Here is a 22790-nt window from a genome sequence, read left to right as displayed (position 1 = left end):
GCGGCACTGGGCACCGGAATTCTGACTCTTAACGGCGGCACGCTCCAGAACACCGCGACCTTCGCCTCCACCCGAAATGTAAGTCTGGGCGCGTCGGGCGGCACCATCAACAGCAGCGCTTCAACGACCCTCACCCTCTCAGGCGTGGTCTCGGGCACAGGCAACCTGACCAAAACCGGCACAGGTATTCTTATTCTCTCCGGGACAAACACGTACTCCGGCACAACCACCATCAGCGCCGGAACGCTCGCGATAGGCGCCGACAACGCCCTGGGCACGGGAGGGCTGACCCTCAACGGCGGCACGCTTGAGAACACAGCCACGTTTTCCTCCACCCGCAATGTGGCCCTGGGCGCATCAGGCGGCACCTTCAATACCGACGCCGCAACAACCCTCACCCTCTCAGGCGTGGTTTCCGGCACCAGCGCATTCACCAAGACCGGTACGGGCACGCTCGTCCTCTCCGGGACAAACACCTATTCCGGCACAACCACCGTCAGCGCGGGCACGCTCTCAGTTGCTGCCAACAGCAATCTCGGCACGGGAGCACTGGCACTCAACGGCGGCACATTGCAGACCACCGGCACGTTTTCCTCCACACGCGCCGTGAGCCTCGGCGCCTCAGGCGGCACCATCAACACCGGCACATCCACCACCCTGACTCTCTCGGGCGTCATCTCCGGTACCGGCAGCTTCACCAAGACCGGTTCAGGCACACTGACACTCACCGGAGCCAACACCTATTCCGGAGGGACAACCATCAATGCCGGAGTGGTGGTTACGAACGCCAGCAACAGGCTGGGCACAGGCGCAGTCACACTGAACAATGGTACGTTGGAGAGCACCGCGACCTTCACAGCCACAAACAACTTGGCCCTGGGTGAGCGCCAGCAACAGGCTGGGCACGGGGTCCCTGACTCTCGACGGCGGCACGCTTCAGAGCACCGCAGCATTCACCGCCAACCAGGCCGTTGCCCTGGGTGCTTCCGGCGGCACCATCAACACCGGGACCTTCGCCCTCAGCCTCTCAGGCGTCGTGTCAGGCTCGGGCAGCCTGACCAAAAACGGTACGGGCACTTTGACCCTCTCCGGAACCAACTCATATTCCGGAGGAACCACCGTCAGCGCGGGCGTACTGGCAATAAACTCGAGTAACTCCCTGGGCACGGGAGCTCTGACACTGAACGGCGCCACCCTGCAAAACACGGTCACGCTTTCTTCCGCAAACAACGTGACCCTGGGCGCTTCCGGAGGGACGATAAGCACCAACGCCTCCACTACCCTCACCCTCTCAGGCGTGGTCACAGGCACAGGGAATCTGACCAAGAGCGGCACAGGCATCCTGGCTCTCACCGGTTCCAACACATACTCTGGAACGACCACCGTCAGCGCCGGCACACTCGCGATTAATTCAGGCAATTCCCTTGGCGCGGGAGCGCTCACGCTAAACAGCGGGACCCTACAAAGCACAGCCACACTCTCCGCCGGGAACAACGTGAGCCTGGGCGCGTCAGGCGGTACCATCAACACCAACGCGGCCACCATCTTGACACTCTCCGGAGTTGTGTCAGGCACGGGCGCGCTCATTAAGGCTGGCACAGGCACGCTCGTCCTCTCAGGGGTCAATACCAACACTGGCGCGGTAACGATCAATGCAGGAACCCTTGCTGCCAACTCCAACAGCGCACTGGGAACTGGGGCACTTACAATAAACGGCGGCACGCTTGAAAACACCGCCACCTTCAGCACCAACCGAGCCGTCAGCCTCGGCGCGTCCGGAGCCACTTTCCTGACCGACGCGGGAACAACACTCACGCTGTCCGGAGTCATCTCGAGCACAGGGACACTTACCAAGAATGGTTCAGGCACTCTCACTCTTTCCGGAGCCAACACCTATACCGGCACGACCACAATCAATGCCGGCACCATCTCCATTGCTGCCACCAACGGAATAGGAACAGGCGCTCTGACGCTTAACGGCGGTACTCTCAACACTTCGGGTTCTTTCACCTCTACCCACCTCGTGAGTCTCGGCGCGTCAGGTGGTACGATCAATACCAACGCGGCCACCACCCTTACCCAGTCCGGAGTCGTCTCAGGCGCAGGGGCCCTGACTAAAACAGGTGCCGGCACGCTCACTCTCTCCGGGGTGAACACCTATTCCGGCGGGACCACAATCAACGCGGGAACCATCTCTATCGCGACATCCGACAATCGCCTCGGAACGGGCGGCCTGACATTTGACGGCGGAACCCTCAACACCACTAGCAATATTTCCTCCGCCAAAAACGTAAGCCTTGGCGCTTCTGGCGGTACGTTTGACACCAATGCGTCCACCACCCTGACCGAAACCGGTGTCATTTCCGGTACGGGTGCTCTGACAAAAAGCGGCTCCGGGACACTCGTTCTCTCCGGAGCCAATACGTATTCCGGGGCGACCTCCGTCACCGCGGGCATTCTTCGCTTGGGCGCCGCGAACTCCTTCTCATCCGCCTCCTCCCTCTCCTTGGCCAACACAGCCGGGGTGCAACTGGACCTGAACGGCTTCAGCCAGACCATTGGCGGTTTGAGCGGCGGCGGAGCCCTCGGCGGCAATGTGACTCTCGGTGCGGGGTCACTCACTGTGTCTGCAGGAACGAATTCCACCTATGCCGGCGTCATATCGGGCACGGGCGGATTTACCAAATCCGGCACGGGCACCCTCACTTTGAGCGGGATCAACACCTATACGGGTACGACCACCATGAGCGGAGGCATTCTGGCGGTAAGCGCCAGCAATGTTTTGGGTACGGGATCCTTGATCCTGAACGGTGGTACGCTTGAAAACACAGCCACGTTCAGCACAAGCCGTTTAGTGAATCTTGGGCTTTCCGGTGGAACTTTCCAGACGGATTTATCCACAACGCTTACACTGTCCGGCGTCATTTCCGGCTCCGGGATGTTAACGAAATCCGGGGCCGGAACACTGATTCTGTCTGGGACAAATACTTATTCCGGCGGAACCTCAATCAATGCAGGCACGTTGAGCGCCTCAAGCTGGGCCAACCTCGGAGGTTCCTCGAACGCTCTCATCTTTGGGGGAGGAACCCTTCTTGTCGCGGGCCAGGATGTTTTGCAGACTGAAGTGCCGATACCTGCGGCAGGAGTAACGTTCAATACGGCTTCTGGTGGAAGCCAAACGGTAACCGGAATCCTCGCTGGCTCGGGCGCGGTGACAGTTTCCGGTTCTGGGACCCTCACCCTTTCCGGAGTGAATACCTATACCGGCGGAACGATAATTAACGGGGGCACGCTTTCCATCGCCTCCGACGCCAACCTTGGCGGTGTGTCAGGCCCATTGGCGATGAACGGAGGGACCTTGCAGATTTCCGCCGATGTCACTTCCAACCGCAGCCTCACCCTCGGCACATCAGGGGGTACCCTCAATACGAATGGGAGTAATCTCACCCTGAACGGCGCCATTTCCGGCGAGGGCTCCCTGAACAAGGCCGGTTTTGGAACGCTGTACCTGCGGGGATCGAACACCTATTCCGGCGGGACCGATATAAGCGGCGGGGCGGTCAATATCATCTCGGATTCCAATCTCGGGGATTCGTCCGGGGGCGTTTCACTGAACGGCGGAACATTGCAGATTTCAGCCGACGTCTCGTCCGGTCGGACCTTCACCTTAAATTCCGGCGGCGGTTCCTTCGACACGAATGGCTCGACACTGACTCTCAACGGGGTGGTCACCGGTACGGGCATGCTGACCAAGGCCGGCGGAGGAACACTCGCTCTAACCGGCACCAATACCTACACCGGCGGGACATCCATCAACGGTGGGACACTCAGCATCATGAACGATGCCAATCTTGGGGCGGTCTCGGGCGCAGTGACCTTCAACGGAGGAATACTTCTCACGAACGCCGCCCTGACAACCTCCCGCTCCCTGTTCGTAAGCAGCGGAGGGGGCACGCTGGACAATGGCGGAAACGCCGTCACGCTCTCCGGGCAATTTGCCGGGGACGGTGCCTTCACCTTCGCCGGGACCGGGACAACACTATTCTCCGGCTCCGGCTCCGGCTACACCGGACAGGCTCTATTGGCTTCCGGCGTGCTCAAGGTGCTCGCTTCCTCAGCGATCGGGGGGACCTTAACCTCAAGCGTGGGGGCAACGGTCGGGGGTTACGGAACACTCGGAAACTTCACCAACAACGGGATAGTGTCTCCCGGAGGATCCATAGGTACCCTGAACCTGGCTGGCGACTACCTCCAGGCCTCCAGCGCCGTATACCTGAACGAGATCGATCCGTCCGGAAAGGGAGACCTGCTTAACGTAAGCGGGAAGGCACAGATAAACGGCGGACTGCTCATTGTGTCCGCTCCCATCGCCTATTACCCCACAGGCGCATCATGGCCGACCATACTGGCTGCGGGAAGCCAGACAGGAGCATTCGCAGCCGCCACCCAGGACTTCCCCTCGCTCATCTTGAGATTCCTGCCCGTGTCCACTTCCTCTGGAACCTTCACAGTGGCCTACCGGAATCCTTACGGTGCCTTTGCCACCAACTCTCGCGCAGCCTCTGCCGGGGAAGGCCTGAACCGTGGCGCATATTCGGCTTCAGGGACATTCGCAAACGACATCCTGGCCATGGACCTCTCGCCGCAAGCCGTCATAGCCAGTTCGCTTAATCAGATGCACCCTGAACCCTATGACGCATTCACCCAGACCGGCTTTGACGACGGCCGGTTGATAACGTCTTCGATTCAAGGCCGGATGCACAGCCTGCGCACGGGAGATTCCCAGGAAACGTTTATGAGCCCCTTTGACGTCGCCCCCACCGGGCTCATGGCCTTCAATGGATTAAAGCAGGGCACTCCCTTCGCAGCCTCGCTGGACCCCGCAAACAGGTGGGGAGTCTTTCTCCAGCCCTTCGGGATGACCGGCAGGCAGGGTTCGGATGGAGGTCGCACCGGCTACGGCTTCAACTCCTGGGGAATGCTCGGCGGGATGGACTACTCGTTTTCGAAGAATCTCTCTGCAGGTCTGTTCGGCGGTTATACTGGACGGAGCCTTACGCTGAATGCTCCCGCGAGCGGCAACGGCCGCACTGACACGGTAAGCTTCGGCGGTTTCGCGACTTGGTCCGGGAAGAATTGGTTCGCGGAGGGCTCGGTCCGGGGCGGAGTGGATTCCTACCAGGCCAAGAGAACTCTTTCGAGCCCCACAGGCTCGCTCAAGGCATCCTCATCCTGGAACGGGTGGAACCTCTTCGCCAACATTGGAGCTGGGTATGATTGGCACTTAAACGGCTGGATCCTGAGCCCAATCGGTTCTGTGGATTTCGCACGTATAGCCCAAAACGGATATGACGAAAGCGGTGCGGGTTCATTAGGGCTCACCGTGCATTCGCGCTCCGACTGCTCGCTACGCACCTCCATCGGAGCCAAGGTGGCACGCCCGATGGAATTCACTTGGGGCACCCTCATTCCCGAGCTCCGCATGACCTGGGGTCATGAGTGGCTGAGTTCAAGCAGGGACATAGCTGCGAATTTCCAGGGCTCCGCAACGTCGAACTTCACCACCAAAACCGTCCCCACTCCTTCGGACTGGGCCTCGGTCAGCGCGGGACTTACAGTGAAGCATTCCGAACGGCTCTCTGTTTCTGCAAGGATCAGCACTGACCTTTTCCGCAACGATTATAACGCGCTGGCAGGATCATTAAGTCTGAGGTATTCATTTTAACCTGAATTGGTTGAGCAAAGCTGGTCATTATTTCCTGAGGAGAGAGACCAAATGAAATTCCTTTCGATTCTTCCGGCGGTACTTGCCGTGTTCATTCTTACAGCCTGCCAAGCCGAGTCCGCGCAGGACGCTAAGCCGGAAACAAAGACTGAAACAAAGACAGAAGCAAAGACTGATGTGAGCCCTGCTCCCCGCATGGCCATCATAAGTTACAGGGATGTTCTCACAAGATGCGAACCAGGGGCCAAGATCGTCGGCGAGATTCAGAACAAATTCGCGGATCAGCGCATCCAGATGGGACTTCTGGAACAGGATATCAGAAAGCTTCAGGACGAGGTGAGAGGATCAGCGGTTAAAGGCCCCAAAGCGACGCTTTTACAGGACAAGATCCAGAAATTCACCGAGGAGGACCAAAAATTCCGCCAGGAAGTAAGCCTTGAGGAAAACCAACGTTTTGCGCCGCTCATTGAATCGGTCAACAAGGCACTTGTCGCCTATGCCAAGGAAAAGGGAATTTCGACGATCCAGGAACGGACTGCCTTCATCTTTTTTGAAAACAGCCTGGACATCACCGATGACATCATCAAGCGAGTCAACCAAGCCCAACCCGCTCAGCCCTGAAGCGTTAGAGGGCGGATATACTCCGCGGCGCAATGCCCTCCTTGGTCGCGAGGATACTTTTTAGCCTTCCCCGTCGTTTACCAACACGGCGATCGGTTCGCGAATCGAATGGATTTTCGCAAGACTTGTCAGCCGCTCCAGCATGTAGCCAGAGAGCTCAAGGCCCTTGGCTAGCATGAGAGAGCCCCTGTGCGTTCGCAGGTCCTCTGCCAGGATCATCCCTGGGACGAGCTCCTCACGGAGTACTTGGCGCAGGGAGTAGCCATCCTGGCGGAGCAGCACCCGCTCGAGTGCAGTAAGCAGTTCCTCCCCGTAGCGCTCTTTGCTCTGGGAGAGTTTGGCAGCCGCGTCTTCCTTGCCCAGTCCCTGTTGCAGCAGGTCATCAAATGCCTGGGCCAAGCTCAAAAGCTTGCCCCCCATGGACATGCCGGCCCCATCGCAGTCGCCCTGCAACTGGCAGGCGATTATCTGCCCTATTCCTTCCATGCGAGGGATGTTGCCCAAAAGGCTCACGGCCACGCTGATACTCATGTCGTAAATCTGCTGTTCCTCAGGGCTTAAAGGCTGCCCAGAGTACTTTTTGGACACGATGTCCTCGGGCACGCTCACGCACCCTATTTGCGAAAGCATGGCAGCCAGCTCGTATTTCCAAGCGCCCTGAAGGTTCAGTTCCTTGGCTAGGCCGTTCACGGTTCGCTTGATTCGCTCCGAACGGCCAAAAGCCTCGGGGTTCACAAGAGACAGAATCTCAGTAAGCATTTTGATGCTTCCCCAGAGGGTTCCTCTCAAAAGCTCTCTTTCCGCCGTTATGAGACGGTGCAGCTCCAACGCAGCGTCCAGGGCCCCCTTCATGGTGTCCGTGGAGCACGGTTTCGTCAAAAACCGAAAGACATGACCTTCGTTCACCGCCGCGATCGCAGAGTCCAAGTCGGCAAAACCGGTCAGCATGACCCGAACCGTGTTGGGAGCTTGCTCCTTTATCCTTGTCAGGAGCTCGATGCCATCCATGACTGGCATCTTGAAATCCGAAACGACCACCTTGAAAGGGCCCTGCTCCTTTATCATCCGCAGAGCCTCTTGCGGGCCCAGAGCAACCTCTACCGCGTAGTACTTGGACAGGGTTCTCCGAAAGGTGTCCAACACATGCTGGTCGTCATCGACGAAGAGTATCTTGTCTGGCATTCGTCCACCTTCCACCATGAGATGAGTTAGCCGGGCTTCATCGTAAAATGGCCAAGCCCGGTCCTTCCTTAAGCATTCTCGTTTTTTCACGGCCAATACAAGCCCATTGTCATGGCAAATATGAATTCCTTGCCGGCCTTGCCACGAAGAGGCTCCAGTTAGCCCAACTGGCACGCGGGCCACGCCAGGAGCACTCACGCCCTAATCGATTATCCACCATGGAATGTGCGGAACTATGTCCTGGGATCACTCTCGTCAGATTACGGTTGACGAAACATAGTCGCCTAAATATTAAACACCTAACAAGTTTGTTAGGCAACTAACAAACCACCGCCAACCCGCTGAGGCACTCGTGCTCATCACGCCTAGCTCTTTCTTGAAGCCGAGCCTGAAACACATGCTTTCGATTTGCTCGGCCGTTGGCCTCCCCTCATTCGAGGAGATATTCCATGCTCGACATCATCGTCGTGGCGGTTGACTCGTCCACAAACCAACAAGCGATCTTGGATCAGGCCGCGGAGTTGGCCATCCTCTCCGGAGCCAAAATCCACGTGGCATCCGTGGCAGACGCGACAGGAAGAGGAATCATGGCCGTTCATGCCACCTCCTCTGGGATGTTCAAGACCGTAGAGCATGAAGTGGGCGAAGTTCTACGAAAGGCATGTCGTCACCTGTCCGACCGGGGCGTCTCATGTCAGACACATTCTCTCAATGGCCTGGTGTCTGCACAGATAATAAGTCTCGCCAGCGAGCTAAAAGCCGACCTGATTCTCGTCGGACACCGCCATCTCACCTGGATACAGCGGTTTTTCGAAAATTCGGTTGGCCGCGACCTGCTCACCAACTCCCCCTGCAATGTGCTGGTCGTAATGGGAAGAAAGATTGAACAATGACGGTTTCAAGTCTATGACAAGCTACCAGACACCTCTGTAACCTACTGATGGCACGGAAAGGAGCATCACATGAATCCTCAAGGAAACCTCAGTACCGACAATGAAATCTTCTCATCTTCTTTGGAAGACAACATCCTCGTTATCAGGCAAAAAAGGCACCTCATCCATGTAACGCATGACATAAACAAGCTCTTTTCATTCTACGAGTATCTTGAATCCATGCTTGTATCCAAAGACATTAAAGCGCTGATCGTCTTTGGTGCTCCGGATACGGACGGCTTCGTTGAGTTTGGAAAAACCATGTGCAAGGCCGTACAACTCTCCCACAACAACAAACTCTTTGATAGATTCTTAAACGCAGTTAACAGACTCTTCATATCTCTTTCCACAATGAACTGCCTAACAATTTATGCTGTTAAAGGGCTTACATCCCTATTCCACCTGAACCTGAGCCTTGCTTACGACTATCGCATAGTTTCAGACAACTCATCTTTCGAAAATACAAATGCTGATATAGGAATCATAACAAAGGGAAGCGGATACTTTCTGCCTCGACTGCTTGGCGTTAAAAAAGCGACTGAAGTTTTGCAATGGAAGAGCTTCTCTGCCGAGGATGCTTTACAGCTTGGACTGATAGACAGGATTGTTCCGGAAACGAAACTGGAGGACGAGACTCTTCAATTTGCCCGGACGAGCCTGGAACACCCCATCTCCGCCATGCTGGGGGTGCGCAAGCTCCTGAAATGCGACCAGCAGGAGTTAAAACGCAGCCTCGATCTTGAGGACAAGCTCATCAAGGACCGGCTGGAATCCCCTGAATTCAAGCACGTGCTCGAAAAATACTGCCAACAGAAATTTGGCTGCAGTAGCGAGGAAATGCTCTCCGCCAGTTGAGAATTATGAGCGCCTCCATCGAGGCAAGCGTCATCCCGGATTATGCTGAGGCCTGGGATCCTTCTACGGTACGAAAAAAGGAGGGCGAGACGCGCTCTCCTGCAGGCTGCGGCCTTGCCCACCACGACAGCACCGGAATCACCATCAGGCGAACGTCGCTCCGATTCTATCTGGCACCATGTTTTAATGTGCGGCCCAGGGTCCAGGGCTACGGCGTCAGGAAACGCTCAGATGTTCGCTCTTGCCTATGGCCTCCGCCTTAATGCGATTCAGGGCGTCAGTAAGAGTGGGAATAACGTTCTCGCGGATATCCCCGGCCACAATGATGAACAGCAGGTCCTCCCCTGGGCGGAAAACTCCGGACTTGGCATGGGCCGTAACCGAGAAGATGCCTGGGCGCTGGGTGAGCTCCTCGCAGATGGATTTGATCTTTTCCTGGTCGGGGTGAACCTCCAGGCGATCCACCGCCTCGCTGCCCTTGCGTGACCAGGACCTGACTACTCCGTTATGAACCAGCAGCATGCCCACATTCTCGGTGAAGCCGGGTAGTTTTTTCAGTTCAGCGATAGCCTGAGAGATATCCATGAGCGCCTCCGGAGGATTGTTGGAGCTGGCGTGCTTGAAGCGGTTCCAAGCCGCACTGACCGTCCATACAGGCAGCAGCCTGGCGCGTCCAGAAAGCGAGGCTGTGGCGAGAGTTGGCCTCAAGAGAACTTTGTATCCTGCATTCCGAAGAAGAGGGTCCTCTTGCGGTTTATCAACAGCAGCGGCCATTGTCGGGCTGAGTTGTCTCCGGAGCGAAAAGATTATCGGCCAGATGCCTTGGCAGGATCGGGGTTCCTTTCATGAGTCCACTCCGCACCATGCCCATGAACCCGGCAAGGGGGGGGAAAGCCATTTATCCTTGTGCCTGACCATGAGCACGGCTGTCTCCAGTTCTCCATCCTCCCAGTTCAGCACGGCTAGTCGCCCAGCCGCTATATCATGGCGCACAGCCAATTCCGGCAGGATGCTGATACCCACCCCATCCATAATGCAACCGCGCAAGGCCGCAGCGCTGGAGAACTCCACTCCAGCCGCTGTCGCGACGCCTTTCTCCGAAAGCAGCCCTTCAAACATTTTCCGGTATGAGCAGTCCGCCTTGGAGAGGACAAGTGTTTCATCCCGCAGATCATCCGGGCCAACAAAAGCCCGCCCGGCAAGCCTGTGCCCTGGGGAAGCGACAAGTACCAATCGCTCCACTCCAAGCGCCTCAACGGTGAGATCACCCGCCCGAATGGAATCCACCATGAGGAAGGCCAAATCCGTCACCCCCTGGCGTAAGTCCTTTTCCAGGCCCTCCATTGTGCAGGCAGTGAAGCTTAACCGGACATTGGGAAACCTCTCCCTGAAATGCCGTATAACCCCGCCCATCCGGTAGGCGCACAAGGACTCGGGGACTCTGACCGTAAGCGAACCGCGCGCCTCGGCCTCGCCAGACACCCAGGCCCTGGCCTCATCCTCCAGATCGAGAATCTTGCGGGCGTAATCAAGTAAGCGCTCCCCTGCTTCAGTGAGCACCACGCGCCTTCCCAGACGCTCGAACAGCTTCACGCCAAGATCAGCCTCAATCGCGGCAATTCGCGCCGATACGGTAGACTGCGCCGCATGGAGCGCTTCTCCGGCCCGGTGAAAGCTCAAAAGCCCGGCCACAGCCACAAACGTTTTCAGATCCCGCAGTTCCATTGCTTTACCCCGCGTTCGCAAATTCCGATCAACCGCATCAAAAACTATCGTTAGACCAGATTGTAAGTAGTGATTAAACAATTATTCAGATCGGAAACGATGTCAACAAGACCGCGCATCGTGGTGATACCTGGGGAACGAGAGCAAAGGAGAATGAACATGAATAAGGAACAAGTGGAACAGCGAACCTATGATCTTTTTCAGGGCGGGCTCATCTGCTCTGAATCCGTCCTTACGGCTGTACTGGAAGCTTCCGGCGTTGTTCCCGACGACTTCTCTCCCAAAATAGCCACGGCTTTCGGAGGGGGTGTGGGGCGCTGCCGCGAGGAAATGTGCGGGGCGCTGGCAGGAGGACTCATCGCCTTGGGGATTCTTCAGGGCCGCGACAACGCTGGGGAGAGTTGGGACGATATCGCCGTAACGGCTTCTGAGTTCAGAGAAAGGGTCCAGGCCCTAACCGGACATACGCGCTGCAAGGATGTGCTTGATGCTCTTGGACCTCAGGAAAACCTTGAGAAGTGCAAGCGTTTCACTGCCAGCACGGCTGGAATCCTTCTCGAATTGCTCATAACGGCCGAGCCGATCGGTGTCCCTAAAGCCTGTGGCTGCTGCGCTGCAAAGAACTAATTGAATCCATTACTTCGGAGGAATGAACCATGAGTTGTGAAAAAGCTTCCTTAGCGTCTCCGTCCACTTGTGGCAGCCGCTATGAGACAGTGAGCATCCTTAAGCCTACCAAAACCTGCCAGCTCTGTGAGGACTTCGCCTCTCGAGAGGCTGTCAAGCCGGTGGCCATCATGTGCTGTGAAGGGTCGTGCCTGCGGGGGGAGATTGCCCGGCAAGCGTCAAACATCCTCTGCCACAACCTGGAGCGAGACAAAACCGTACGCATCTGCCTGGGCGGAGCTTTCACCAAGAACACCGGGCAGCGTGCCTTGGTTCGTAACGCACCCCGGGTCATCGCCATGGAGGGCTGCTTTTTGAAGTGCGCCACACGCATGATGCAGGGAGTTCTGGATGACCTGGAACCCGAAGTGATCATAACGGACTCTTTAATCGACTTTGACCGCAATCTCTTCAGCGCCGACGAAATGCCCGAGGTGGAGATCATGAGACACGCGCTCTCTGTAGCGGAAAAGATCGCCGCTGAGCTTGGTGAATCGAAGCGGGGCAGAACTACCGGCGAGACATGTCACGCCTGCTCCGGCTAGCTCGAAAACGAGTACCACGCTGGGTCGGTTATCGTGAGGCCGGATGAGAGGACCTCACGCTGATGGAGATCGCGCCGGCATGAAAAAAGGGACTTACGACCATTTTGTCGTAAGTCCCTAACTTTCTTTGGCGTCCCCAAGGGGATTTGAACCCCTGTTATCGGCGTGAAAGGGCATGCCCTCGATCGCCAGGATGCCTCGCCCGCCAAGAATACCGCCAGATAACAGCACATGGGGAGACATCGGGATGCACCCGGATACATGGTTGGGGATATCCACTGGGATACCCATAGGGGTCTTGCATAAGCTTCGCACGCATACGAGATGGCCTGCCGGTCTGGAGCAACTTCGAAGCTCATCCGGCTAATCTCATTCTTTGAAGCGGTAACCCACTCCAGTCTCAGTGTGCAGATGCCTGGGGCGAGCCGTGTCCTTCTCAATCTTCTGGCGCAGCTTATGGACGTGGATGCGCACGTAATGCTCCTGACCCTGGCTGTGTTTACCCCAGACCTCCCGCAGGAGTTGGCTATGGGTAACGACCTTGCCAGAGTGGCGCACCAGAAAGGCCAGCAGCTTAAATTCGGTGGGTGTCAGATGGACGTCTTCTCCTTCCAAAGTTACCACATGTCCTTCCAGATCGATGGATAAGTTCCCAAATTGGAGCAGAGAGGCCTGAGGCGCATCTTGAGCTGCGCCACGCCTGAGAAGAGCCCGGATTCGAGCAGCCAATTCACCCAGAGAGAACGGTTTTGTCAGATAGTCGCTCGCCCCTTTATCCAGGGCGGACACTTTGTCTTGCTCCTGTCCGCGCGCGGAAAGGACGATCACGCGCGCCCTGCTCCAGGGGGGCAAACTCTCTAACACCTCATTGCCGTCCATATCCGGAAGGCCGAGGTCCAGAAGAATAACCTCCGGTTCATGGGATGAGGCCAGAGCCAGAGCTTCACGGCCGGTTCTGGCGTCAAGTACTGCGTACCCTTCCGATTCAAGGAAGGGGCGTAGGAAGCGTAGAATAGCCGACTCGTCGTCAACGGTCAGGATTGTAGTTTTTACGTTGCTCATGCAGAGGAAGTGTCAGTGTGAAACGCGCACCGCCGGATACGTTGTTCGAAGCGGCAATAGTCCCTCCATGGGCCTTGGCCACTGCTCTGCAGATCGCCAGCCCAAGGCCATATCCTTCCGATCCAGTCCTGTCGCCCCGCTGGAAGCGTTCAAAGAGTTTGTCATGGTCACCGTCCGGGAGTCCCGGACCAGAGTCACTGACAACTATGACCGCATCCGTCTTGCGAACCGAAGCTGTAACTGCGATCTCGGTTCCCTCCTGCGTGTATTTGACGGCGTTTTCAAGTAGATTCATGAAGAACTGTTCCATAAGCACGGCGTCCATGGGAATCGCGGGCATGTCCCGGGGAATGTCCACCTTGACGATGTGGCTCGCCAGTAGAGCGTCAAGACGGGCAAGAGCGCTGCCAACCACTTCTTCCAGCGGCAAAGGTGTGAGCTCTGGGACGACAGCTCCTGATTCAAGGGCAGCTATGCGAAGCAGGTTGTCCACTAGTCGCCCCAACCGGGATGCCTCGTTGACGATGTTCTCTTCCAGAGCTCTGCGTACATCCAGGCCCGCGCTCTCGCCGAGTGCCATGAGGCTTTCCGCCGAGCCCAAAATGGCAGCCAACGGGGTTCTGAAGTCGTGAGTCACCGTCGAAAGAAGAGCAGCGCGCAGTTTCTCACGCTCAGCTTCCACAAGTATGCTCCTCGCTTTTTCTTCAAGCCTGTCGACGTCGAGGGCTAAGGCTGTCTGATGCACCACTGCGTCCAACAATCGCTGCTTGTCGGGTGGCAAGAGCATGTTGCGGGCATCATCGTCCTTTGGCCGCAACCCTATGACGCCAAGCGTCCCTTCCGCTCCAGGCAATGGCAGAAAGAGGGTCCCGGAATCGGCAAGAGTCTGTGTCGAGAAACCTGCTGCCCTGCCGTTGTCGTACACCCACTGGGCCACCCCCACATCCTTTTCCGTCAATGCCTCTTGGTCGGTCGGCAGGAATGCTTCGGAGATTCTTCCGTCTTTGCCTGGCATCATAACCAACGTCGTACTGTAGAAAACTCTGGAGATGTGCTCGCGCGCCACGCTGATGAGATTGTTGGTGCCCCTGGTCGCGGCCAATTGCCTCGAGAGCCCCGCCAGTTCCGAAGCCTGCCGTTCTAGCTGCCCGGCGCTGTCGGCCTGTGCCTTGATCCGAGAGGCCATCCCGCCGATGACCAGGGCCACAAGGAACATTACCGCAAACGTGACTAGATAGGTCACGTCAGTGACCGCGAAGCTAAAGCGCGGCGGAACGAAACAGAAGTCGAAGGCCAGGACGCTTAAGATCGAAGCCAGCACAGAAGTTCGCCTGGGCAGCCAAACCGCCACAGCCATTACCCCGAGTAGGTAGACCATGATCAGGTTGGCCAATTCAAAATGGGAATACATGCCGAAACACACGGCTGTGCTCAAACCTACCACTCCGACCGATGCGGCGTATTGCTTCCAATGCAGGTTCTGGGGTTTCACGCGTTTAGCGGAGCTCGAGAGGCCTTTTGTGTCCTGTCCCTTGATCACATGGACATCGATCTCTTCGGAGAGGCGCACCAACTGATCCACAGGGCTGCCCTTCAGGAAGTCCAAGAGTCCCCATCCGACGGGTTTTCCTATCACGATGCGAGTAATATTGTGCTGACGGGCAAAACCAACGATAAGCCGGGCTACTTCTCCCCCGGGCATGATGTGGGTTTCGGCCCCAAGTTCCCTGGCCAGTTCCAGGTTGGCAAGTGCTCTGGCCGTCATGACCCCTTCGGGTTTTTGTTGGATGTAGAGAGCGTGCCAGGAGGCATGGTACCCGTCCGCCAGTCTCTTGGCGGCGCGTACAAGAGTGGCCGAGGTGGGCGATGGTCCCACGCAGACAAGGATACGCTCTGCCGTTGGCCAAGTGGTATGGATAGAGTGACCCTGCCGGTACACCAATACCTCGGTGTTCACCCGGTTGGCTGTGGAACGAAGCGCCAATTCCCGTAGCGCGTTCAGATTTCCGGATCGGAAGAAGTTTTCACCCGCCCATTCGGCCTGTTTAGGTAGGTAGACTTTGCCTTCGCTCAAACGCTGGCGGAGATCTTCTGGAGGGAGGTCCACCAGTATCACAGATTCCGCGCGCTCCAATACTGCGTCGGGTACTGTTTCATGGACGCGCACCCCGGTTATCTGAGCGACAACGTCGTTTAGGCTCTCCAGGTGTTGGACATTGAGGGTGGTCCACACGTCTAGGCCGTGCTCGAGCAGCTCTTCCACGTCCTGCCAGCGTTTTGGATGGCGCGAGCCAGGAACATTGGTGTGGGCCAGTTCGTCCACCAAGATGAGTGCCGGTCGTCTGGCCAAAGCCTCGTCCAAGTCAAATTCCTTAAGCTCGTGCCCTTTATAGTTGATGCTTTTGCGTGGAAGGACAGACATCCCATACATAAGAGCTTCCGTGTCCTCGCGACCGTGTGTCTCCACAATACCGGCCAGGAGGTCGAGCCCCTCGGACATCTTGAGGCGCGCTGCCTCAAGCATGGCATAGGTCTTTCCGACCCCTGGGCACATGCCAAGGAATATCCTCAGCCGCCCTCGTTGTTTCTCGGCCTCCTCCCGCTGGACCATGGCCAGCAGGGCGTCAGGATCCGGACGCTGATCGTCGTCTCTCATGCTCGGTCCTTACTCTTTCTTTGGCAGGGCATCCAGATCGAGGTTGAGTTCGAGCACATTTACTCTTGCTTCGCCCCAGAATCCCCAGAGCCGGCCCTGGGTGTGCTTCTCGACCAGTGCAGACACTGCCTCATGAGTCATGCCTCGTGCCTTGGCCACCCTGTCGGCTTGGTAGTTCGCCGCCTCGGGGGAAATATGCGGGTCTAAGCCGCTACCTGAAGTCGTGACCATATCTATTGGAAAATTGCCTCCTCCATTTGCGTCAGCAAGCCTTTTCACCCTATCCGCCACAGCCTCTGCCAGAGCTGGATTGGAAGGCCCGAGGTTTGAGCCTGATGAGGACTCGGCGTTGTATTCATAAGGTGAAGTGGCTGACGGTCTGCCCTTGAAGTACCCCTCGGAATCAAAATGCTGACCGATCAAACTGGACCCGACAACGACCCCGTTGCTCTCAACAAGGCTTCCTCCTGCCGGGACGGGAAAGATCGTCTTGCCCAGACCGGTCATGGCCAGCGGATAGACCAGCCCGGTTATGATCGTCATCCAAAAGAGCATCAGGACGGCAGGCTTTAACTGTTTTATGATGGTTAAATACATTGTAGGCTCCTACGCCCAGCCAAGGGCGGAAATGATCAGATCGATGAGCTTGATCCCCGCGAAGGGCACCAGAAGCCCCCCAACACCGTAGATCAGCAGGTTGCGGCGCAGGGCCACAGCCGCAGGCACAGGGATGTATTTCACCCCTTTAAGCGCCAGGGGGATCAGGCAGATGATCACCAGGGCGTTGAACACCACAGCCGAAAGTACGGCGGATTTAGGTGTGGCAAGACCCATCACGTCAAGCACCCCAAGCTGCGGGTATATGCCTGCGAATACAGCGGGGATGATGGCAAAGTATTTGGCGATGTCGTTCGAAATACTGAAGGTTGTGAGCGAACCGCGCGTCATAAGCAGCTGTTTGCCGATGGCCACCACTTCGAGAAGCTTCGTGGGGTTGGAGTCCAGGTCCACCATGTTCCCGGCCTCTTTGGCCGCCTGGGTTCCGGAGTTCATAGCCACGCCCACGTCGGCCTGAGCCAAGGCCGGTGCGTCGTTGGTTCCATCGCCGGTCATGGCCACCATCTTGCCTTCGGCCTGATACTGGCGGATGCGAGCAAGCTTTGCCTCTGGAGTTGCCTCCGCGAGGAAATCGTCCACACCTGCTTCGGCCGCGATAGCCGCTGCCGTGAGAGGATTGTCGCCGGTGACCATGATGGTTTTGATGCCCATGGCGCGCAGTTCTGCGAAGCGTTCCTTGATACCCCCTTTCACGATATCCTTGAGCCAAACAACACCGAGCGGTCTGCCGTTTTCGGACACCACCAGGGGAGTACCACCGGATTTGGCCACTTCATGGATGAAGCCGTCGAGTTCAGTTGGAATTATTTCTCCGGACTGTTCGGCCAAAGCCTTGATGGCGTCGGGAGCACCCTTACGCAAAGATCGGCCAGGCAAGTTAACTCCCGAAAGCCTGGTTTGTGCAGTGAAAGGCACGAATGTGGCTCCAAGATCATGCAGTTCATGCCCCCTAATGCCGAAGCGCTCCTTGGCAAGCACCACGATGGAGCGCCCTTCCGGGGTCTCGTCAGCCAGGGAAGCCAGTTGAGCCGTTTCGGCCAATGCACGTTCGTCAACTCCTTTCACGGGCAGGAACGCCGCAGCCTGTCGATTTCCCAGAGTTATGGTGCCGGTTTTGTCCAACAGCAGAACATCCACGTCGCCTGCTGCCTCCACAGCGCGCCCTGATGTGGCTATGACGCCAGATTGGATAAGGCGGTCCATGCCTGCGATACCGATGGCCGAAAGCAACCCGCCGATCGTAGTGGGAGCCAGACAGACAAACAGAGCGGTCAGAGCGGTAATGGTCACCACCACACCCTGGCCTGAGAGTTCCACAGCAAAAGCGGACATGGGCCTCAGCGTCACACAGACCACCAGGAAGATCAGGGTCAGTGAAGCCAGCAGAATATTGAGCGCGATCTCATTGGGGGTCTTGCGGCGCTTGGCTCCCTCCACCAACGAGATCATGCGATCAAGGAAAGTTTCACCGGACTCGGCGGCCACCCTGAACACCAACCAATCTGAGAGCAGGCGCGTACCTCCGGTAACGGCGCTGCGGTCTCCTCCAGCTTCGCGGATAACGGGTGCGCTCTCGCCAGTAATGGCGGATTCATCCACGGATGCGATACCCTCCACGATCTCGCCGTCCGAGGGGATGGTGTCTCCTGCTTCCACCAGCACGAGATCACCACGGTGCAGTGTTTTGGCCGCGACATTGGCGAAAGGGGAATCACGCCTGGGATGAATCAATTTTTTCGCCGATACGTCTTGGCGCAGACCGCGCAGAGCAGCAGCCTGCGCCTTGCCTCTTCCTTCGGCCATGGCCTCTGCGAAATTGGCGAAGAGAACCGTCGCCCAAAGCCAGGCGGAAATGGAGGCAACAAACCCGAAAGGAGCCTCTCCCTTGCCCAGGTAAGCCTGAACAGCCAACAGGGTGGTCAGAATGGAACCTACATACACCGTGAACATAACGGGGTTGCGGGCCTGCCGGGCCGGGGCCAGCTTGCGAAAACAGTCTACCAGAGCTTGCCTTACGATCGCCGGATCGGACATTGGACGTTTCTTCTTGTCCTTGGACATGATTGAAACCTCTTATTTAATAAGCGCAAGGTGTTCGGCCACAGGACCAAGCGCCAGGGCCGGGACGAAGGTGAGCGCACCCACAACAAGAACCACAGCCATCAGAAGGCCAACAAAGATAGGACCATGTGTCGGGAGGGTACCGGGTCCTTCCTGCAGGCGTTTCTTGCCCGCCAGTGAACCGGCCAGGGCCAGTACGGGGATAATGAGCCAATAGCGAGAACCGAACATGGCCACTGCACCTGCTATGGTCCAGAAGGGCGAGGTAGCGGTGAGCCCCGCGAAGGCACTACCGTTATTGTTGCCCATGGAAGAGAAGGCATAGAGAACTTCGCTGAATCCGTGTGGGCCAGTGTTTGATATTGCCTCAGGTGGCCCGATGACGCATGCCAGAGCAGTTCCCATGAGGCATAAAAACGGAGGAATGAGGATGACCAGGGCGGCCATTTTGGTTTCGAAAGGCTCGATCTTTTTGCCCAGATACTCGGGAGTGCGTCCTACCATAAGCCCGGCGACGAATACGGCCACCACAGCAAAGATAAGCATGCCGTAGAGCCCTGATCCGACACCGCCATACACCACTTCGCCCAACTGCATGAGGAGCATGGGCCACATGCCACCAAGGGGGGTGAAGCTGTCGTGCATGGAGTTCACCGATCCGTTTGAGGCAGCAGTTGTCGCCGCCGCCCATAGGGCCGATCCGGCCACCCCGAAGCGTACTTCCTTGCCCTCAAGACTTGGTACTCCCTGCGCCCCTGCTTGCGATAAGAGAGTGTTGGGCTGAGATTCGGCTTGGATGGTCAGCCAGGCAAAAACGGCAAAGAGAATGGTCATGGCCGCCAAAACAGCCACTCCCTGCCGTCTGTCGCCCACCATCACGCCGAAAGCATGGCATAGCGCAGCCGGGATGAGCAGGATGGCCAGCATCTCCAGTAAATTCGTCAAAGGCGTTGGATTCTCCAGGGGGTGAGCGGAGTTGGCGTTGTAGTATCCGCCACCGTTGGTCCCGAGCTGCTTGATGGCAACCTGGGAGGCAACTGGACCAAGCGCTATGGTCTGGTCCTTCTGGATTGCGGGTTCGGTTTTGGGCTTGCCCGACTCATCCAGAACAGGCTTACCCACTTCATCTAACACGGGTTTGTCGTAGGTCATCGGCTCTATAAGTTTGAAGGAAGCTTGGCCTTCTAAAGTCTGGGGCACTCCTTGCCATACGAGGACCAAAGCAAGGATCAGCGAAAGGGGAAGAAGCACGTAAAGCGTGGAGCGGGTCAAATCTTTCCAGAAATTACCCAGCTTGTCTGTCTCGCGCCGAGCCAACCCCCTGATGAGTGCGGCCATGACCGCCATACCTGTGGCTGCGGAGACGAAGTTCTGCACGGTAAGAGCCACCATCTGAGTAAGATGGCTCATGGTGGTTTCGCCGCTGTACGCCTGCCAGTTGGTGTTCGTGGCGAAGCTCACGGCCGTGTTGAAGGCCACGAACGGGTCCACGCTGGGCACCACGGCCGGATTCAGCGGCAGCAGACCTTGAAGCCTCTGTATGGCGTACACCGCCAAAAGCCCTGTGGCGTTAAAGAGTACCACGGCCACGGCGTATGTCTTCCAATTCATCTCTTCGGAAGCATCCACACCGCTTAACCGGTAGAGAAGGCGTTCAAAAGGGCCAAGGACCTTGTCCAGGCCGAAGGGTTCGTCCAGGTAAACCCTGGCGATGTAGAGCCCCAAAGGCCAGGATGCTCCCATTAGAACGGCCAGAAAAAAGACGTATTGTATTAAGCTATTGGTGCTCATTCGAACCACTCCGGTTTGCACAGAGCCGCAAGAAGGTACACGAACAACGCAGCTGCGATGCTTAGTGCCAGCCCGTCCATGGCTATTTCCCCTCCAGACGGGATACGACGCCGATCAATCCGAATAGAGCGAAAACCAGGGCCAGGATGATGAAGACGAAGAGAATGTCCATCGGAACCTCCGGTGAGAGTCGATGGAGAAGAGATAAGCTTTGATGTGTTAACAGGGTGTAAAAATCGCTGGTGTAAGCGTAAACGAATTATCAAAGTAGGAATGGGGGAATCAGGCGGCTAAGCTTTACCAAACACCTGACTCCCCATCACGTACCGCGAATGGCGATAGCTACTTCTTCTTGTTCTTCGTTCGTCCGCTCAAGTGGTGCGTAGGCATTTCTTTCCAGACGCGGCCATCCAGTTGACTTCCCGTCTTCTTCTTGTTTGTTCCGCCCCACTGCTTGAAGAAGAACTTCACGCCTGCCTGAACGCACTGGTCACGAAGGTCGCGTACCCAGTCGATCTGCATAGGGCGAGCTCCAGGGCCTGACTCTCCCCCCACGATTACCCAGTGAATGTCTGCCAAGTTAATGTTGGGGAGAGGACCGAGGAGGGGCTCCAGGGAGAGGAACCTGACAGCCGCTGGAGTCGCGCGTAAATGGTCGATGCGGTGAACATAGTTTTGGCTCTCGACCGTGACGCCCTGCCAGATGTTGCGGGGCCACTCAAGGGCCGGAGCCAGCTGAAGGAGACGCTCTGAGCGCTTTGTGAGCCCCTGGAAGAGGTGCTGGGGGCAGTCAGCCATCATCTCAAATGTCCTGCCGATGAACTCCTCCGGCACATCCTCGTGGAAGGTATCGGACATAGAGTTCAGGAAGAACATGCGACCGGCCTTCATTCTTGCCGGTTTCGCCAGCTCCTCGGGATGGAGCGTCAGGTTGAAGCCGTTAGCGTACTTCTCGGGGTGCAGGCTCATCATACGGGTTGTCATACGCTTGGCGTAGCAATGAGCGCAGCCTGGGCTGATCTGGGTGCAGCCGGTAAGAATGTTGAGAGTGGACTGGGTCCATTCGATTTTGGACATGGTGATGTCCTCCTTAAAATGAGATGACGCTCATCTATCCAAAGGAGAACCTGCCGTTCATGAGGGTTAAAGTAGATGTTAACCTCCCAGAGATCACCTGACGAGTGCTGCCGGGGGACGTGACCCGCTGGCTTATCCTTTTGGTCATGACCAAACTGACCAGTGTGGCCAGCACCGTAATGGCCCGGCCCCTGGCATCCTTACCCCCTGTTATTTGCTCGAAGCTGGACGGAGCATGGCAGCCTTGCCGTTATCGAAGACAAAGGACGGGCAGCTCTTCGGCGTGCTCCGGTTTGGGCACTCCACGATCTCGCAGAACATGCACTGATTTGTGCTGGCCTCTCTGTATAGTTCAAGTCTCATGTGACATCCCCTTTGGCCTAGGTTGTATTGTGATTCTGTCCGCCATGGCCGTAAAAAGGCATTTTTGAAAACAGCGGAATAAAATCACTATGGCCATAATCATGTTATGCTTATCTAGGCCGTCGGAATGACAAGGAGGGGTTTAACTTTCTCGCCGTTCATAGAGAAATAATCATGTAGGATGTCCCCCACTCCGCCTCGAGATCCATGTTGACGAGCATGATCGAGGCGGCCTGAAAGCGCCGAGTCTCAAACGGAGACCAGGGGGAACAGGAACGCTAGCATTCGGCTAAGAGCTTTCGGGCAATGTCTCCTTATAGATGAGAAGGGGGTATCGAGAGATACCCCCAGAACCACTTTTTCTTAGGCAATGAGCTTCACTCAACTACCATCCAACTACACTAGTACGAATGGAGGGGAGGGGAACGGGTCAGCCCCTCCGTCCTCCAAACTGGCCAGGATGGCCATTATGGCCACTTGTCCGATAGGCGGAGGCGCGGCGGCCTCCCCCTATCTTTATGCATCACAGATGGAGCAGAGCCCCGCCGAGTGGGCGGGGTAGTCATGTGTTATTCGAACGGAATACCCAGCATCTCGCAGAATTCTTCGTCGCTCAGCTTCGGAGATGGCTCTTCTGCCGGGCGATTACGCATCCACTCCTCGAATTCCTCACCAAACGGATTACCTTTACGATAAGGCCTATCCGGATCGCTAGAGACCAGGACAGGGGTTGTGTCCGTGGTTGGGCATCCTGCAAATGGCGGCACAAATGGCTTAACAGCGTGTTGATTTTCTCCACGAAACATCCGACCATCCTTCCACGAGAAGGAGGATGCCAATGGGTCTTGGTCGACAAGCCGAACGACAGAACGCCATGTGGATCAGCTGCGATTTGATCCCCAAATCCCGAG

Annotated in this window: 17 protein-coding genes and 5 pseudogenes; 12 read left to right on the top strand and 10 right to left on the bottom strand. The window is 56.9% G+C overall.

The genetic code is table 11. The features are described 5' to 3' along the window. The 8 genes and pseudogenes from HY795_16545 to HY795_16510 all read left to right on the top strand — a co-directional run. The coding region (locus HY795_16545; protein MBI4806826.1) for an autotransporter-associated beta strand repeat-containing protein at positions 1 to 1155 on the top strand (1155 nt) is incomplete at its 5' end. After that, positions 1037 to 1675 (top strand): annotated as a pseudogene (locus tag HY795_16540) (autotransporter-associated beta strand repeat-containing protein). The gene HY795_16545 and the pseudogene HY795_16540, both read left to right, overlap by 119 nt. A gap of 141 nt (positions 1676 to 1816) precedes the next feature. After that, positions 1817 to 2200: pseudogene (locus tag HY795_16535) on the top strand (autotransporter-associated beta strand repeat-containing protein). A 159-nt stretch (positions 2201 to 2359) separates the two neighbouring features. Beyond that, a pseudogene (locus HY795_16530) lies at positions 2360 to 2770 on the top strand (autotransporter-associated beta strand repeat-containing protein). 168 nt (positions 2771 to 2938) lie between these two features. Next, positions 2939 to 3301, top strand: a pseudogene (locus tag HY795_16525) (autotransporter-associated beta strand repeat-containing protein). 42 nt (positions 3302 to 3343) lie between these two features. Further along, positions 3344 to 3568, top strand: a pseudogene (locus HY795_16520) (autotransporter-associated beta strand repeat-containing protein). Between the two features lie 174 nt (positions 3569 to 3742). Beyond that, positions 3743 to 5725: an autotransporter domain-containing protein gene (locus HY795_16515; protein ID MBI4806825.1), complete on the top strand. Its 1983-nt coding sequence runs from the start codon at positions 3743 to 3745 to the stop codon at positions 5723 to 5725. A gap of 51 nt (positions 5726 to 5776) precedes the next feature. Then, the gene (locus tag HY795_16510) at positions 5777 to 6346 is read left to right on the top strand and encodes an OmpH family outer membrane protein (protein ID MBI4806824.1); all 570 of its coding nucleotides are present in this window, start codon (positions 5777 to 5779) and stop codon (positions 6344 to 6346) included. A gap of 60 nt (positions 6347 to 6406) precedes the next feature. On the opposite strand, the gene HY795_16505 is transcribed toward HY795_16510, so the two are convergent. Continuing rightward, on the bottom strand, positions 6407 to 7528 hold the full coding sequence (locus HY795_16505) for a response regulator (GenBank protein ID MBI4806823.1): 1122 nt from the start codon (positions 7526 to 7528) through the stop codon (positions 6407 to 6409). Between the two features lie 449 nt (positions 7529 to 7977). Between HY795_16505 and HY795_16500 the strand changes: the two genes are divergently transcribed. After that, positions 7978 to 8421 carry a universal stress protein gene (locus tag HY795_16500; protein MBI4806822.1) on the top strand — a complete coding sequence of 148 codons (444 nt, stop codon included), beginning with the start codon at positions 7978 to 7980 and terminating at the stop codon, positions 8419 to 8421. Positions 8422 to 8490: 69 nt separating this feature from the next. Next, positions 8491 to 9315, top strand: a complete 825-nt coding sequence (locus HY795_16495) for an enoyl-CoA hydratase/isomerase family protein (protein MBI4806821.1) — start codon at positions 8491 to 8493, stop codon at positions 9313 to 9315. 216 nt (positions 9316 to 9531) lie between these two features. On the opposite strand, the gene HY795_16490 is transcribed toward HY795_16495, so the two are convergent. Both HY795_16490 and HY795_16485 read right to left on the bottom strand, forming a co-directional pair. Continuing rightward, a complete protein-coding gene (locus tag HY795_16490; GenBank protein MBI4806820.1) occupies positions 9532 to 9900 on the bottom strand; it encodes a molybdenum cofactor biosynthesis protein MoaE in 369 nt (122 codons plus the stop codon). A 258-nt stretch (positions 9901 to 10158) separates the two neighbouring features. Beyond that, complete coding sequence (locus tag HY795_16485) at positions 10159 to 11040, bottom strand: LysR family transcriptional regulator (protein MBI4806819.1); 882 nt, start codon at positions 11038 to 11040, stop codon at positions 10159 to 10161. A 159-nt stretch (positions 11041 to 11199) separates the two neighbouring features. Here HY795_16485 and HY795_16480 point away from each other — a divergent pair, with 159 nt between their 5' ends. Together HY795_16480 and HY795_16475 are read left to right on the top strand one after the other, a co-directional pair. Continuing rightward, a complete protein-coding gene (locus HY795_16480; GenBank protein ID MBI4806818.1) occupies positions 11200 to 11667 on the top strand; it encodes a C_GCAxxG_C_C family protein in 468 nt (155 codons plus the stop codon). A 29-nt stretch (positions 11668 to 11696) separates the two neighbouring features. After that, positions 11697 to 12251 carry a putative zinc-binding protein gene (locus HY795_16475; GenBank protein ID MBI4806817.1) on the top strand — a complete coding sequence of 185 codons (555 nt, stop codon included), beginning with the start codon at positions 11697 to 11699 and terminating at the stop codon, positions 12249 to 12251. Between the two features lie 369 nt (positions 12252 to 12620). Here the strand turns inward: HY795_16475 and HY795_16470 are convergent, their stop codons facing one another. From HY795_16470 to HY795_16440, 7 genes are all read right to left on the bottom strand, one after another. Continuing rightward, positions 12621 to 13313 (bottom strand): winged helix-turn-helix domain-containing protein, encoded by a 693-nt coding sequence (locus HY795_16470; GenBank protein ID MBI4806816.1) that lies wholly within the window; start codon positions 13311 to 13313, stop codon positions 12621 to 12623. Continuing rightward, positions 13279 to 15969 (bottom strand): sensor histidine kinase KdpD, encoded by a 2691-nt coding sequence (locus tag HY795_16465; protein ID MBI4806815.1) that lies wholly within the window; start codon positions 15967 to 15969, stop codon positions 13279 to 13281. The genes HY795_16470 and HY795_16465 overlap by 35 nt, the downstream gene beginning before the upstream one ends. A gap of 9 nt (positions 15970 to 15978) precedes the next feature. Further along, entirely contained in the window at positions 15979 to 16566 is a 588-nt protein-coding gene (gene kdpC, locus HY795_16460) for a potassium-transporting ATPase subunit KdpC (protein ID MBI4806814.1), read from the bottom strand. Between the two features lie 9 nt (positions 16567 to 16575). Beyond that, on the bottom strand, positions 16576 to 18648 hold the full coding sequence (kdpB, locus tag HY795_16455; protein ID MBI4806813.1) for a potassium-transporting ATPase subunit KdpB: 2073 nt from the start codon (positions 18646 to 18648) through the stop codon (positions 16576 to 16578). A gap of 12 nt (positions 18649 to 18660) precedes the next feature. After that, entirely contained in the window at positions 18661 to 20439 is a 1779-nt protein-coding gene (kdpA, locus tag HY795_16450; protein MBI4806812.1) for a potassium-transporting ATPase subunit KdpA, read from the bottom strand. A gap of 342 nt (positions 20440 to 20781) precedes the next feature. After that, entirely contained in the window at positions 20782 to 21516 is a 735-nt protein-coding gene (locus tag HY795_16445) for a phage Gp37/Gp68 family protein (protein ID MBI4806811.1), read from the bottom strand. Positions 21517 to 22448: 932 nt separating this feature from the next. Next, positions 22449 to 22685, bottom strand: coding sequence for a hypothetical protein (locus tag HY795_16440; GenBank protein ID MBI4806810.1), 237 nt, complete (start codon positions 22683 to 22685; stop codon positions 22449 to 22451). Positions 22686 to 22790 lie beyond the last annotated feature (105 nt).

The organism is Desulfovibrio sp. (assembly GCA_016208105.1).
Lineage (GTDB): Bacteria > Desulfobacterota > Desulfovibrionia > Desulfovibrionales > Desulfovibrionaceae > Fundidesulfovibrio.
Note: the sequence above shows the minus strand (reverse complement) of the source record. Positions and strands in the feature narration are given on the sequence as shown.